This is a genomic window from Pseudomonas sp. Ps21-P2 (genome assembly GCF_039672565.1).
GTDB lineage: Bacteria > Pseudomonadota > Gammaproteobacteria > Pseudomonadales > Pseudomonadaceae > Aquipseudomonas.
The window spans coordinates 1-13,919 of the sequence record NZ_JBDFPL010000020.1; the positions used below are offsets into that span (position 1 = coordinate 1).

General features: G+C 54.4%; 14 protein-coding genes and 3 pseudogenes. 6 read left to right on the forward strand and 11 right to left on the reverse strand.

Annotation, left to right across the window (positions count from 1 at the left end):
* On the reverse strand, positions 1-883 hold an 883-nt coding region (locus ABEH28_RS26850), incomplete at its 3' end, for a CHASE3 domain-containing protein (RefSeq protein WP_346631543.1).
* A gap of 314 nt (positions 884-1,197) precedes the next feature.
* Between ABEH28_RS26850 and ABEH28_RS26855 the strand changes: the two genes are divergently transcribed.
* A complete protein-coding gene (locus ABEH28_RS26855) occupies positions 1,198-1,422 on the forward strand; it encodes a DUF6555 family protein (RefSeq protein WP_192174991.1) in 225 nt (74 codons plus the stop codon).
* Between the two features lie 708 nt (positions 1,423-2,130).
* Here ABEH28_RS26855 and ABEH28_RS26860 read toward each other — a convergent pair.
* Positions 2,131-2,544, reverse strand: a complete 414-nt coding sequence (locus ABEH28_RS26860; RefSeq protein WP_192174990.1) for a response regulator — start codon at positions 2,542-2,544, stop codon at positions 2,131-2,133.
* Entirely contained in the window at positions 2,535-4,511 is a 1,977-nt protein-coding gene (locus ABEH28_RS26865; protein ID WP_244656078.1) for an ATP-binding protein, read from the reverse strand. Before ABEH28_RS26865 ends, ABEH28_RS26860 begins: the two co-directional genes overlap by 10 nt.
* A gap of 570 nt (positions 4,512-5,081) precedes the next feature.
* Here ABEH28_RS26865 and ABEH28_RS26870 point away from each other — a divergent pair.
* From ABEH28_RS26870 to ABEH28_RS26880, 3 genes and pseudogenes are all read left to right on the forward strand, one after another.
* Complete coding sequence (locus ABEH28_RS26870) at positions 5,082-5,588, forward strand: GAF domain-containing protein (protein WP_197984230.1); 507 nt, start codon at positions 5,082-5,084, stop codon at positions 5,586-5,588.
* 18 nt (positions 5,589-5,606) lie between these two features.
* Positions 5,607-6,161: pseudogene (locus ABEH28_RS26875) on the forward strand (sensor histidine kinase); the annotation flags it as partial.
* A 150-nt stretch (positions 6,162-6,311) separates the two neighbouring features.
* Positions 6,312-6,443, forward strand: a pseudogene (locus ABEH28_RS26880) (integrase); the annotation flags it as partial.
* A 397-nt stretch (positions 6,444-6,840) separates the two neighbouring features.
* Here ABEH28_RS26880 and ABEH28_RS26885 read toward each other — a convergent pair.
* From ABEH28_RS26885 to ABEH28_RS26920, 8 genes are all read right to left on the reverse strand, one after another.
* The gene (locus ABEH28_RS26885) at positions 6,841-7,269 is read right to left on the reverse strand and encodes a hypothetical protein (RefSeq protein ID WP_192174989.1); all 429 of its coding nucleotides are present in this window, start codon (positions 7,267-7,269) and stop codon (positions 6,841-6,843) included.
* 8 nt (positions 7,270-7,277) lie between these two features.
* A complete protein-coding gene (locus tag ABEH28_RS26890) occupies positions 7,278-7,532 on the reverse strand; it encodes a hypothetical protein (RefSeq protein WP_244656077.1) in 255 nt (84 codons plus the stop codon).
* Between the two features lie 674 nt (positions 7,533-8,206).
* The gene (locus tag ABEH28_RS26895; protein WP_192174988.1) at positions 8,207-8,539 is read right to left on the reverse strand and encodes a hypothetical protein; all 333 of its coding nucleotides are present in this window, start codon (positions 8,537-8,539) and stop codon (positions 8,207-8,209) included.
* A gap of 509 nt (positions 8,540-9,048) precedes the next feature.
* Positions 9,049-9,417 carry a hypothetical protein gene (locus tag ABEH28_RS26900; RefSeq protein ID WP_192174987.1) on the reverse strand — a complete coding sequence of 123 codons (369 nt, stop codon included), beginning with the start codon at positions 9,415-9,417 and terminating at the stop codon, positions 9,049-9,051.
* Positions 9,418-9,469: 52 nt separating this feature from the next.
* Positions 9,470-9,778 carry a putative quinol monooxygenase gene (locus ABEH28_RS26905; protein WP_060709020.1) on the reverse strand — a complete coding sequence of 103 codons (309 nt, stop codon included), beginning with the start codon at positions 9,776-9,778 and terminating at the stop codon, positions 9,470-9,472.
* Between the two features lie 118 nt (positions 9,779-9,896).
* The gene (locus tag ABEH28_RS26910; RefSeq protein WP_192174986.1) at positions 9,897-10,148 is read right to left on the reverse strand and encodes a hypothetical protein; all 252 of its coding nucleotides are present in this window, start codon (positions 10,146-10,148) and stop codon (positions 9,897-9,899) included.
* Positions 10,149-10,426: 278 nt separating this feature from the next.
* Positions 10,427-10,891: a hypothetical protein gene (locus tag ABEH28_RS26915; protein ID WP_192174985.1), complete on the reverse strand. Its 465-nt coding sequence runs from the start codon at positions 10,889-10,891 to the stop codon at positions 10,427-10,429.
* A gap of 500 nt (positions 10,892-11,391) precedes the next feature.
* Positions 11,392-13,017, reverse strand: coding sequence for a methyl-accepting chemotaxis protein (locus ABEH28_RS26920; RefSeq protein ID WP_192174984.1), 1,626 nt, complete (start codon positions 13,015-13,017; stop codon positions 11,392-11,394).
* 155 nt (positions 13,018-13,172) lie between these two features.
* On the opposite strand from ABEH28_RS26920, the gene ABEH28_RS26925 reads away from it, so the two are divergent.
* The gene (locus ABEH28_RS26925) at positions 13,173-13,382 is read left to right on the forward strand and encodes a hypothetical protein (protein WP_192133378.1); all 210 of its coding nucleotides are present in this window, start codon (positions 13,173-13,175) and stop codon (positions 13,380-13,382) included.
* A 245-nt stretch (positions 13,383-13,627) separates the two neighbouring features.
* A pseudogene (locus tag ABEH28_RS26930) lies at positions 13,628-13,919 on the forward strand (calcium-binding protein); the annotation flags it as partial.

Here is a 13,919-nt window from a genome sequence, read left to right on the forward strand (position 1 = left end):
CGCGTGAAAACCCAAAGTTCGCCACGCGTACAAAATCGCCGAACGGCTGCCGGACATAAACGGCAGCGACCACAGCGCCCAAGTATTCGGCGAAAAACTCCAGGACATTTTTTCCAACCGAATCCGCAGATAGCTCGCCTAGCACACGCTGGGCGAGCTGGCTCTGTCCGTCTTTGAGCCAAGCGTCGTGCTCCAATCTGGTTTTGCTTTGATTTTGGGCGTCCACGATAGTGGTATACGAATTGGAAAGCCGTATGAGCTCTCTACGACCGAAATAGGCAAGAATAAGGTTTGCGGCCAAGGTGAATAAAACGAACGTGCTGATCGTAATGAACGTCGTGCGATGTACCGATTCAGTTCGCAATATTCTCAGCCCCTGCTCCATCGCGATCAGGTCACTGAACTCCGAACGCATCTCATCACCGAGCTGCTTGCCTTTACCCATTCGCAAAATACTTTCGACATCGCCGTTGCTACGCCGTATTTCAATGATCCGCTGCGCCCGATCTGCCCAGGCCGCTTGCAGCGCTCCGATGCGCTGCAAGCGATCCACTTGAGAAATATTGTCCGACACCAAGGCCTGAAGCGCCTTAATATTCCCGGGAACACGGACTCGGGCAAGCTCATAAGTATCGAGGTAACGCTCATCACCGCTAAGAAGATACCCTCGAACACCACTTTCCATGTCCACGGCGAGTTTCTGCGTTTCATGGGCATTGTTGATCACACGATCCGTGTGCTCGACCCAGTCAATTTGATCGAGAAGATAGGCAATCAAGGAAACGAACAGCAAGATACTAAAAAGGCCAAGCATCACTGGCGCTGCGACATTGCGTCGCAAAATTTTACGGAAATTACGCTCGTCAACAGCTCCAGTCGGCATGTCGAAAATCCTTCAGGGGGAAGGCGGGAAGCTTATCTGATAATTTGCCATTACTCACCGTCCGGCTACTGCCCGCCATGTGTAATGCGCAAAGCTTGTGTGGACTCCGTCTATTGCAGTGTGCCGGCTTTGGCATGGCGCTAGGCGGCACACTCTGAGCGGCAATCTCAAGAGACTGGTGGACGCTCCTGAGTATGAGTCGAGACGAGCTGCGCTTGATGACATTGTTCCACCGAAACAGGCTGCTGGAACTACGGTGGCGTGCGACTTTCGGAATAGGCGCAATCCGCAGCTTTCGGGATAAGGAACAACCCATGGCACAATCTGCCCATTATCGAATCGACTACATCTATAACGGCGCGTACAAGAGCTTTTACGTCAACACGGAGACGATGACCAATGCCGAGGCGTGGCACTGGGCTGCTGTAGACTCAGGGGTTGCACAGATCCCAAAATACCGTCGCGACAAGGTCCAGGTTGTCAGCAAATCCCTCGCTGAACGGCATGGAATTGCCGAAGTACAATGGTCTCAGGCCTAATAGCTTGAGACGCCCATGAATGGAGTTTGCGCCGTCGGGCACCGCTCAAACTGCTCATACGGTCACAGTGACCATACCTTGAATTGACATCGTCAGCTGCGAAAGCTGGAGGGTCGGGCTGACTGGCCTGTTGGCTTTCGCGAGATGATGTCAAACCCATCGGAACGCTGCTTCGTTACGGGCGGGAAAAGGCCATCATCAAATGAGCATCTCCCGGCCGGTACCAGGCTATGGTCAAGGAATGCGCCGGTTGCTCAGCATTACAAGGCGATCGTCGAAGGCCCGCTGATAGATCTCACCCAATAGGTTGAAATGCGTACGGGTAATAGCGTTCACCATCCCGAAGCCGGTGCTCAGACCTAGGGCACGGCCATGAGCGTGACTCAGATCTATGATGTTCTGCGCACTCATGATCTGTTCAACACATGTCTGTAGACCCTCCTGCAACTCCAGGGGCAGCCCTATCGCTCGAATCATACGTCGGGGATCATATCTGGAATTGAGCAGGCGGCAGACCACGGGCTTCTCCTATTCATTTAGGCTCACAGGTGGACGGTTACACCACCGCAGCACATGCTCTGCACTCGCTAGACCTTTGAGGTAAAACACCACACCGCTTAAATCTTCAACGGTTCTGCGCAGTAAATTACCTTGCGCATTGCCGTGCTTAAATATCCATAGCGGGATTTAACGTAAGTCCCTAAATGTCTAGCTGCGATTAGTGGCCGTTTTGAGCATATGCCTGGCTGTTTGAACCAGCTGATCCAAACTCCAAGGCTTTTGCAGGAATGCGACTCCGGCAGGCAGGTCACGGCTCACCTCAGTTCCGTAGCCGGTGGTCACTATAATCGCGGTACTTGGCCAGCGCTTATGCACCATCATCGCGAGTTCCTTGCCATCAAGCTGACCTGGCAGAGTAAAATCGGTGATCAGCAATGCACAGGGAATTTTGGACTGCAGGAGGCGCATCAAGGCTTCGTCAGCGCTGAAAAATCCAATGGAGTCAGCACCATGGTCAGTAAAGATTTCAACGATCAACCGATGCATCAAGGGATCGTCTTCGACAATCACCACGCTACCACTGACGGGCTCTTCCTTCGATGAAAACGAAATTATGGGCATTGCGTTTCTTGCCTTGTCGCGCTGAGCACCTGTTGAAGTACGCTCGATAGCTGCTCTACCGAGTAAGGCTTATGCACAAGCTCAAAACCTGTGGCGCCATTCTGCGCAAGTACATGGCTGTATCCGGTAGCCAGCACAACCGGCAAGTCTGAGTACAAGCGCTCAATTTCCTGCCTTAATTCGATACCGCTCATGCCTGGCATGACCACGTCAGAAAACACGATATCAAATTGGTAGGCATCCTTTGCCAATTCGGCAAGTGCCTCCTGGGCGTCGTGAGCCAGGAAGGGAGCATAACCGAGGTCCGTGAGCGATTGGACCGTAAAGGTGCCCACATCAACATTGTCTTCAACCACCAATACGCGTGTCCCATGTCCGTTAATGAGCGCAACAGAAGCAGGAGCGTTAGAGCTTTCAGCTGACTGGACTACGCGAGGCAAATAAAGAGTGAATGTGCTGCCTTGGCCGACCGTACTTGTCACTACGATTTCGCCGCCCGATTGTTTCGCGAAACCAAAAACCTGGGACAGTCCAAGCCCGGTCCCTTTGCCTACGCTCTTGGTGGTGTAGAAGGGCTCAAAAATTTGTTCCAGATTTTCTGGGGGGATACCGGAGCCGGTGTCACTAAGCGAAACAGCAACGTAGTCGCCAGCAATGGCAGGATGCGATCGCACAGCAGGCAATTGCTTTGCAGCGTGGACTCGCAACGTGAGACGCCCTTGGCCTTGCATGGCATCCCGAGCATTGAGAGCCATGTTTACCAATGCGGTATCAAACTGATTGGGGTCGGCACGGATAAAATGATTTTGCTCGGGCAGAGCAAGGCTGATCTCTACTTGAGACCCCACCATGGTACTTATCATCCCAGCCAAGGCTTTTACGCTGTCGCAGGCGACAAACACTGATGGCTTCAATGCTTGACGCCTGGCAAAAGCCAAAAGCTGTGAAGTTACTTTCGCCGCCCGCTCAACGGTGTCCGAGATAACGGACACATACCGAGCCCGACGCTCATCGGCAATGTCCGGCCGTTTGAGCATATCCGTAGAGGATTTGATCACTGTTAACAGGTTGTTAAAGTCGTGGGCTACACCGCCAGTGAGCTGACCAATGGCCTCGATTTTCTGAGATTGGCGCAATGCTTCTTCTGCTTTAGCCAGAGCCTGCGCGGCGTCATATTCAGCCGTGAAATCACGTCCTACCGCGTTAATTTGCTGGTCATCCGGCTGGGTTGACCATGAAATCCTTCGGTAACTGCCGTCCCTGTGACGGAAGCGATTGTCGAACCGACTGTAAGCATGTCCACTAGCCGACATGTTTACTGCTTTGATTGTATGGTCCAGGTCCTCGGGGTGAATCAGCTCGAAAATGGTCCGACCAATCAACTCATCCGTCTGCCAACCTAACAAACCAGTCCAAGCGGGGTTGACAGCGGTGATCAACCCTTCAAATGTGCACCGAATCATGATATCGGAAGACAGTAACCACAGCCTGTTTCGATCCTCGGTGCGCCGATTAACTTCTGCTTCGAGCCGAGCATTCAGCTCCTTCAGCTGGACAACTGCCTGCGCGCGAGCCCCTTCGGCTTTATCCCTCTCACGATCGGCCAGGATCTGCTGAGTCATTTCAGTAGCAAGAAGCAGGACGCCGGCAAACCCACCGCTCTCGCCCTGTATGGGGGAAAAGCTGTAGGTCCAGACGGTCTCCTCATCATGGCCATGCCGGTTCATGGTCATGGACAACTTCTCGATGGCAAACCCTTTACCAGTCCTCAGCACTTGGGCAACTTGAGGACCAAGGACGGGGCCAATGTCCGTTAGGACGTCAGGCATAGGCTGTCCGAAAGCCGAAGGATGCCGATCCCCTAACGCGAGACCATAGGCATCGTTGTACAGAAGCCACTGCCGTTCTCCCCAATATAAAGCAGCTATGCCTTTGGCGTTCAACACCAGCGACAGTGCCGTGCGCATAGAGGCTGGCCAGCGGTTGTAATCACCCAAAGGGGTTAGAGACCAATCAGTCCCTCGAACCAGGTCACCCATTTGGCCCCCACCGATCATGGGTGGAACGTCAGAAGTCAGCTTCCCCCTTGAGGAAGAAACAAATTCATCAGCAGGGGGTATGGGCATGCCGGCTCAATCCAAAGAGGTAGGGTGACATTACGAGCAAAGGCTGCGCAGCGGTGCGTCCGTGTAGTACAGGCGCCGAGAACGTATAGGGTAAACGAATATCTGCTAGCAGACCCATTCTAGACGCCAAGGTTCGGGTAAAACCTATTTGCCTGGATTTACGGCCCAAGCGCATCCCTTTAAAATCCCTCGTATTCGTAAGGCTTCACTGCTAACTCCCAGGACGGATCTGGACGGCCATGACAAAGGCTCTCAGTCGAAACGAAGGGAACCCCCGTCATAGAGGTCATTGATGTCCGCTGATCATTACAATGCTGTGCCCCTCCCCCAGAGCAAGGAGCGGCCAACGCCGAAGAGTTGGCTTACCGACTCCGTCAGCAGCAGCTGACGGCAGATTTTGGACTGCTCGCCTTGAAAACCCACGATGCAGGGCTGTTGCTTCAGGAGGCTACCCGTCTGTGTGCAGAGGGCATGTCCACCCTGCTCTGCAAGGTCATGGCGTTTCAGCCGCAAGAGGGCGACTTTCTAATGATCGCCGGTGTGGGCTGGAAACCTGGATACGTAGGTCATGCACGCGCAGGAGCCGATCTGGAAAGCCCGGCGGGTTTCGCTTTTCAGACAAGACGAGCGGTCATTTCAAACCACCTGCAGGCAGAAGCGCGTTTCCGCACACCACGAATCCTAGCTGACCACAACGTGAAGCGAGCGATCAACGTGGTTTTACTAGTCGCGGATGAGCCCTATGGCGTACTCGAAGTGGACAGCCCGCTCGATGGCCGATTCACCGACGCTGATCTGGCATTTATGCAAGCCTTTGCCAATCTCCTGGGCGTTGCGTTGCAACGTCAGAGCTATGAAGACGCAATGCGGGCTAACGAAGAGCAATTACGGCAAGCCCTTGAATACCAGCATGTGTAGACGCAGGAGGTCAGCCATAGGGTCAAGAACAGCTTGGCGATTGTGGCGGGGTTGCTGCGCGTGCAGAGCAACAGCTCACCGTCCGAAGAACTTCGCCAAGCACTCGGCGATGCAGAAACACGCGTATTGACCATTGCGCAACTGCATGACCGTTTATGGCAAACGGGCGAAGTGCGAAGCCTGAACCTGGAGGATTTCCTGAGGGAACTTTGCGAGAAATTCAGCAGCTCTGCGTCGACCAAAATCCTGACGTACGAAGCTCCTCCTGTAATGATTCCCACAGATGACGCAATTCCTCTAGGCCTGCTGGTGAACGAGCTGGTCACCAATGCAGTGAAATACGCCTCTCCACAGAAACCAGGCGATGTAAGCATCAGCATAAAGTCCAACGGCGATCGTCTACGATTGGAAGTTCGTGATCGTGGCCCGGGGTTACCTGAGGATTGGCAGCAGAGGAACCCCGCTAGCTTAGGCATGAAACTCATCTCTCGCTTGAGCAGGCAGCTGGGAGGTGAACCTCAGTGGGAAAATGCTCTTCCTGGCTCACGCTTTACTCTGGAATTCTCTGCTTGATTATTCCGAGGTTCTGCCGGATTGCCTCAGACTTTCTATGCCGAACCATCAAACAATGGTTCACGATTTTCAAAAAATCGCGCGATGGTGTTAGCAGTAATTCTTCAGCAAAGAAATCATGTAATTATCGAGCGCAGCCTGCTCGCATATGCCCTGGAGCACGAGGCGGATATCGCCAAGGTCCAGGCTTGGCTGGGCCACGCCAATATCAGCACGACGCGGATCTACGATCGCCGGCAGAACCGGCCAGAGGACTCACCCACGTTCAGGGTGAAGTATTGAGTTGTGTGTGCAGCGCGGAAAAGTTAAGGTTTTAGGTAACGTTACCATTAATAGGCGGGCAGCAAGGCAAAGCGGGGTGCGGGTGAAATCAACCCGGGGCTCCGCCCACGCCGTCAGGATCTTGCCGGTTTTGCGGTCCAGTATTCGATATGGCGAATCGTCCTTCCCCTCTGTAGTCCGCGTGAGATCTGCCAGAGCGGCGGACTTCGTCTTGTAAGTCCACTCTGATCCCATTCGAAACCATTCGCCGTCAAAGCCACTTCGATCCTGAAGTTCATAGCGCGCCTGCGCTGCAGCTTTTTTAGAGCCAGACGGCTGAGCAGCGGCTAAAAACCGTTCAAGCTCACGGACACGTGCTCGATCTTTTTCGCCAAGCTCGAATTCTACCCGGGCCTATCTACAGTTGTATGAGCGAACTCGCTAAATGCTCCCTGCGTTCAGACCAAAAAAGTTGCATACCAACATCGCTGATCTGGTCCAGGTCAACAATGTCAGTTTCATTGAGCTCACCATTACCAGCACCGGTGTCAATCAGCGACTGAATCCTTGCGCGGCGCTGATTGAGCAGCTCAAAACAGGCTGCCTTGATAGTGATCGGGACACCGACCACACACATGGTTTCGGCAAGAAGAAAAGTGACGATCATGCATTCACGCAGGCGGTTCTTCACCCGAAATCGGCCTTCCGCCAATTCGGCAGTAATGTGAACACCGGGTAGGCTGTAGCACACCTTGTTGACTAGGCCCTGGTCATCGCACTGGGCTTTTAGCTCGGCAGCAACCCGTGCTAGAAGTGCACGTTTTTTAAAGTAGTAGAAAATCCGCATTTTTGCTTTTACCTCAACTTTCCGGGTTGTAGCCGGTACAGCCCTTTTGGGGGAAAATCAGATGCCGATCGTCGACGCCATGAGCCTTGCGCTCCCGCAGATTCATCACGACCAAAGCCCCCTCTTTCAAAGCGCTCGGTGAAGGCCCCGATTTCGTAAAGCTGCTCCAGCAAGGCGTCGAACATGTTGTGAGCCAGGCTAATTGAGTCAGCGTCCAAGTCCTGAACAGCTTGCTCCAGGTGATGGAACAGGTCGGTTTTCAATATCACTCATTGGTTGAGTCCTCCGGACGATTTTTCTTTAGTCGCGATGCTTGAGGCCCACTGAAAGCCGACAGTTGCGGGACTCAATACTCCCCTGCCTGAAAGGCCAGCACGCCCGATCCTTCATGCTGGGAGTTTGCCGGACGATCGTCAGCTTGACCTTCTGCGGAGACTCAGCCCGAGGAGGGATAGAGGGGCTGTGATGAAAGGTGACAATGTTGTGAGCGCCCGTGGGAACAAAGTTCTGATTATTGAAGCTGGTTTGCCGAGGCCCGGGGTTAGGACCCGTGTCCAACGATGTTGGACTCGAGCGTATGACAGAGCCCCTGTCCACTTCTGCGTTCAACTCCTGAGCTTTGGATTCCATCGACGCGACTCCTCGGTGGGGCTCCGATCGGGTTGACCACAGCAAAGCGCTTACTCCAATAACACTGCCTATTGCTAGGCACGCGACAAGACTTTGCACGCCACGCCTGTGGCCTCTTCGGGTAATTCGTTCCGGGGCATCACTGAGTTCTGCTTTCATCCATGACCTACCTGTGATCTCTTTTTGCACATCGGCAACATTCTGGAAGCGATCTTCCCCTTGAACTCTCGGACGCGAAAGACGCGCCCCGGTACTGCCAAAGGCCTGTGGTGCACAGCGGATTTTTCCGTGATTCTCGGTCTGATGATCAGACCGCTATTTTGGCCAACGCTTGACCGATGCTAAAAATGGAGCATTCGCCAGACTCGGAAACCACTGCGAAGGCCTTCGTTTGAGCGTATTGACCTGGCCCACGTGCCCTATTGTCCCAGACAGCAACCACATCAACTGTGTCTTTCACCTCTCCACCCCAGCTGTCGAGTTGGCAATAACGGTGGTAGATGTCGAGCACGTCAGATCGATCAGGATCTGAGAGCTTGCCCTCGATGGCCGTCCTCTCCCGTAAAGCATCGAAGTAAGCTTTAGCAACGCCGAGGGTGTTATAAACCGTGCCGCTTTTCACGATGACTTTCTTTGCCAAACTAATTTTCCTTACTGATCAATTGCCGAGGTTGAGGCCAGCATTTGTGATCGTTGTGCCTTTTTTTTTCAGCACCCCTGCATTACCAGAAATCACACTGTAATGCCCTGATGGGATATCCATCGTGAGCGGCCCGCCACACTGCGGACAGGCTGGATTCGCCAGAACTGCCAAGTTCGATGGGACGTCGTCCGGCCACCAAACCTTCCGACAACTCCCGAGGCATGCGTGGCTGGGTGCTCCATGATTAGCGCTATAGATTAGGTGCCCTTTGGTTTTCACGATCTGCATTCGAATTCCCTTCTCGATCTTTGGAAGCGAGTGCTCCCTATCCTACTGCCTCGGCCCAGCTCGATGGCTGGGATTGGGGTGAACCTGGTGCTTTCCTGTGTCAGGTGCGTTTTGCGCGCAGGGTCGCCAATGCAGCGTCAATCTTGGCCGCGGCGTCGCCGTATTCCTCTACGGCCACAGCCCCACTCGTGCCGGGAATTGGGCGTTGCTCATTTTTCTTACTTACACAGCTGCATCGCAATGGCATCGAACTCACGGTCAAAGCTAGCTTTCTCTGCCGCGCTCAAGAAACCCTGCTGCTCGACGAACCGATTAGTTTCATTCCGGACGTTCTCTACACGTTTCACCATGCGCTGTGCTTCAACCTCGGTAATACGACGGCCTTTTCTTGAGGTACTGATATCGGCATTTAGAACATTCGCTCTTACTGAGATATGTGCTTGTCCTGGATCGCTGATCTGCCCGCCGGTCTCGCCGGCTATTTCTTGTTGGTTTTGGATGTCGCAGCTTGGAAGATTGAGGCTTTGCTGTGCAGCTGTAGCGGTCAGGCTAAAAGCAAACAACGAAGTGAAGAAAATATGTTTCATGACTCAGTCCCTTTGATCGGATGTCAATCCCGCGTACATGGCATACCACGGCCTAGACGGTGCTGCCCGGCAATTGATTAAGGCGAATCTGCTGCATGGGCTCGGCTAGGATATTTTCCAGAACCGGCATAGCGTTTGTCAGGGTCGGGGCCTTCATGTGCGCTTGCAATGCCGCTTCATCGTCCCAGCTTTCGTAGGAAACAAAGCGGGTGGGGTCTTCGAGATCCGTCAACAGCGCATAGGCCTGGCACCCAGGCTCGTGCTGGAATTGCGGCAGGGCGGATTGCAGTAGGTTTTTCAGTTGCGCTTCCTTGCCTGGCTTGGCTTTCATGATCGCGACGACGTTAAGAGGTGAAGTCATGTGGGGAGTCCTGGCAATGCCGGCGCCGGAATGGAGCCGTCAGCGCATGAGACATGCCACGTAAGGTATTCATTCAGAAAAACAGGGAGGCTACTGTTACTGCGCCGCCACCCTTTTCCTAGATACTCGGCCTGATCGGCTGGACCTGAGTCTGCCTAGCCTGATGTGTCTGTTTCAGCTCGGTCTCCAAGGTGTTTCTCATGCTTGGGCTGATCACGTTTTCTAGGCCCAAGGCCATAATCCAGCCTAGGGCCAAAGCATGGTAGTAACTCACCAAAAGATCGCTGGGCGCATCGCTGACGGCGGAAATCCTGTCACGAATGCGCATCACGGTTTTGGGGTTGTCCTGCTCGATCTTGATAATGCCCATGGCTTTTCCTAGTCCTGATCGGGGTCAACAGCGACCCACGCTTTCGCCCCGTTATAGTCGTCGCCAGACCGCCAGTGACGGATGCAACGCGAATAAGGTGTTTGAATTGCCCAGGGCGTAGCGAAGTGGCATGGCGGGGAGTCATACGGGCTCTCTGTCAGGATGCCGCGGGAATCGCGATGAATCTGGAGAGAGTAGCCAGCAGGCCTCCTGAATAGCTTACAGGCAGGCCCGGCGCGGTGTTCACGGAAAATGATTACGTATGCGCTAAGCAGCAGCTAAACGCCGCAATATTGCTCAAGAAGTGCCACCTGGTCCTTGTGACACATGACCGGCATTTCTTGCGCACCCGCGAAGTGAAGATAGCGCGTGCGATGACGACCATTGGTGTAGCCGACCCAGCGCGACACGCGCTCAGACCTACGACCCAATATTTTCAAGATAGGCTGTTCGGACTCTTCTTTAACCTCGTTGAAAGAAACGATCGGCATTTCGACGTGCCGCTCCTTCGGACTAGGTGGTGCCAGAAATTCAAAGATGCCTTGGCGTTTATCTTGGTCCCATTCCTCTACAGGTGAGACGACAAAGCTTTGGTGTTCGTGCTGATCCGAATAGTGAATCAACTTTTGTACATCAACCATGACAACCACATGGTTATCGTAGCCTGGGCGGCACCGCAGACTCACGCTCTGATAACCAGGGTGGTCACCAGAGAGACTGACTTCATACAGATCTGTGTTCATCCTTTGTCCTTTGCTGATGGGGGGCAGGCTTGCACCCGAAACCGACTTAGCCTAAATCGGTTTCCCGTTTACCGTAAATCGGTGTCCGAAAGGCATGAAAAAGGCCCCCGGACGGTGGGAAAGTCCGGGGGCCTATTTAACTTTTCATCCGTTACACGCAGTCAAGACGCAGCAAGATGCCGAAGGGCTGAGCGACGCTTTGGATCGATAGCGGTCGGCCGTGGATCACTGCTTTCGACCCGCAGCCGTCTGTGACGATGCTTGAGGCCGATTGAGGCGTGGCATTTCGCGATTCGATACTTCCCTGTCTATAAGCCCAGCACGCACATTCTTTCATGCTCGGCGACTGCCGGACGATCGTCAACTTGGGTTTCTTTGGAGCCTCTGGCCTTGGCGAAAGATCGGAGCTAACTCGAAAAGCGACCACATTGTCAGCGCCTCTAGGAATGAAGTTCCGATCGTTGATCGGTCAATTTTCCATAGTAGATTAAACGCTAATTTCAGGTCTTGAAGCGCGCTACCATCTGATTCAAGTTCACCGCTAACTGCGAAAGCTCATTGCTGGCGGCCAGGGTTTGCTGCGTGCCTTCGCTGCTCTGCAGCGCCAAGTTGCGAATGCTCACGAGCGCGCGGTCTACTTCGCGAGCTACATGAGCCTGCTCTTCCGCGGCAGTGGCGATCTGCTGATTGCGGTCATTGATCAGTTGCACCGAGTCGGCGATGACTTTCAGTGACATCCCGGCTTCGTCGGCAGTGCGCTGCGTGTTGTGTGCCTCGATGGTGCTGCTGCTCATCGAATCCACAACCAGTGACGTGCCTGCTTGGATACTTGAAATCATCTGTTCGATTTCCAGAGTTGAGGTTTGTGTGCGATGAGCCAGTGCCCGAACCTCATCAGCCACCACGGCGAAGCCTCGGCCTTGCTCACCAGCGCGGGCCGCTTCGATCGCGGCGTTCAAGGCCAGCAGGTTGGTCTGTTCTGCAATGGCACGGATCACGCTCAGCACCTTGCTGATGTCCTGCGCCTGACCAGCGAGGCCCTGCACCTGTTCAGAGGTCATTTCCACGCGGTCCGTTAGGCTGCGCATGGCATGTAGGGTTTCGCCGACTTTCTGGTTACCGGTGGCGGCAGCGCGTGTGGAGTCCTTGGCCGCTTCGGAGGTGGAGTTAGCGTTAAGCGCGACCTCATCGACGGCGGCGCTCATCTGGTTTACCGCCGTGGCGGCCTGCTCGATCTCACTGTTCTGCTGCTGCAGGGTGAGGCTGGCGCTCTCGGTGATGGAAGTCATCTCTACTGCGGCGGAACTGAGCTGTGCGGAAGCATCGGAGATCTGCTCTATGGTGCTTCGCAGGTTGCCTTGCATGGTGTTTAGCGCGCGCATCAACCGCGCAGATTCGTCATTACCCTTAACCTCCAGGATAAGACGCAGGTCGCCGTCGGCGATTTCCTCGGCCATTTTCAGCGAGGCGCTCATAGGCTGGACAATGCTGCGAGTCAGCAGGGTGGCGAGCACCAGCGTCAGCACCAGCGCGGCGAGTACCACACTATCGACGATGGTGATGCTGTGGGCATACACCTCAGTGGCGGTCACGCCTGCTGCTGCAGCGCCGTCGGTATTGTGCTGGCGCAACTCATTGAGTTTGACCTGGTACGCTGCGGCACGGTCGCGTTGTTCAGTGTTGGCGAATGTCACGGCCTGCTCATGCTGGGTAGCGTCAAGATCGACGACGCGTTGCAGTCCATCAAGATAGGTCTTCATCAGCGCCGCTGCGGCCTCGAATTTGGCCCCTTCTTCTGGGTCGGAAATGAGGTTATTGCGGTAGAAGTCGGTGCGCTCGTTGAGCATGCGCTTAGCGTCTTCCAGGTGCTGCACGGCGGTCGCTTGCTCTTGGGGATTCGAAGTCGCCAGAAGACGGATGCTCTCTAGGCGCGCGCCGAGCAGGGCGATCTGGATGTCGTCGGCGGTCTGCACGCTGATCAGCCAGTTCTTTTCGATGTCCTGCTCGGTGCCACGCAGCTTCCCTAGCTGCACGTATGCGAAGCCGCCGAGGGCAATGACCAGCAGCGTGATTAAACCGAAACACAAGGCGGCACGGGGCGCAATATTTAAAGAACGTAGGTTCACGGTGCAACTCCGAAGGGCAAACGCAGAAACTTTCTGCGTTCTGTACGGAAGCCATCGGCAATGAAAAACATAAATTTAGAACAAGGGTCAATTACAGCGGTATCAGTGCGGCCAGGTAGCAAGCAATATCGTCGAACCGTCATCGTTGTATCCGAATGTACATCAACAAGATCAAGGTTGTGCATCAGCGTCAGGGGGTGGGCCAGGGATTGCTCTGGCACCTTTGGCAGATCCATCGACTGCCGATCGTGCCACTGTACGAGTACGAGCTGTCATGCGGCTTCTGGGATAAAGCGCGTCTGCGATTCGACGCTGTAGGTGCCCAACTGCTCGATCAGCTGGCAAGCCTTCCCGATACGAATTAAGAGGCGTTACGTTGACGGCATCTAGTACCGAAATCTGACAAAACCCAAGGTCTTTGGGGGGCCGCTATCGACCCAAAGCGGCCATTGGCATCGAATGTCAAACACCTAAAGGCTACCGCGTAACGATGTGTATTGACCCGCTTCTTATCGCCGCTTCGTCGATACCGGCCCATTGCCCGCAACGAAACGGCGTTAATAGCGTTACACCACACGTGCTGTGGACCAACCGCAGATAAGGAACAGGTATGACCCAAATTTCCGGCATCAAGGAAGTCACCAGCTATACGGATTTACAGGTCACAAGTGCCAGTAGCCAGGTCAGCAAGAACGCGATCGAACTCATCGTGCAGGGTACTCCTGGCAATGACTACATACGTGGTGGGCTGGCCAATGAACTGCTAATGGGTGGGGGCGGCAACGACCAGCTAGTCAGCGGGGGGGGCAACGATGTGATGGTCTCCAGTGCCGGATACGACGGTATGGACGGCGGCGCCGGTAATGATGTATTCCGCTTCGACCGCCTCGGCGACAGCTATA

Coding starts and splice junctions, on each gene's coding strand:
- ABEH28_RS26910 (WP_192174986.1), bottom strand. CDS start 10,148: ATGGGCATTATCAAGATCGAGCAGGACAACCCCAAAACCGTGATGCGC.
- ABEH28_RS26925 (WP_192133378.1), top strand. CDS start 13,173: ATGTACATCAACAAGATCAAGGTTGTGCATCAGCGTCAGGGGGTGGGC.
- ABEH28_RS26905 (WP_060709020.1), bottom strand. CDS start 9,778: ATGACTTCACCTCTTAACGTCGTCGCGATCATGAAAGCCAAGCCAGGC.
- ABEH28_RS26855 (WP_192174991.1), top strand. CDS start 1,198: ATGGCACAATCTGCCCATTATCGAATCGACTACATCTATAACGGCGCG.
- ABEH28_RS26915 (WP_192174985.1), bottom strand. CDS start 10,891: ATGAACACAGATCTGTATGAAGTCAGTCTCTCTGGTGACCACCCTGGT.
- ABEH28_RS26900 (WP_192174987.1), bottom strand. CDS start 9,417: ATGAAACATATTTTCTTCACTTCGTTGTTTGCTTTTAGCCTGACCGCT.
- ABEH28_RS26885 (WP_192174989.1), bottom strand. CDS start 7,269: ATGCGGATTTTCTACTACTTTAAAAAACGTGCACTTCTAGCACGGGTT.
- ABEH28_RS26860 (WP_192174990.1), bottom strand. CDS start 2,544: ATGCCCATAATTTCGTTTTCATCGAAGGAAGAGCCCGTCAGTGGTAGC.
- ABEH28_RS26865 (WP_244656078.1), bottom strand. CDS start 4,511: ATGCGCACGGCACTGTCGCTGGTGTTGAACGCCAAAGGCATAGCTGCT.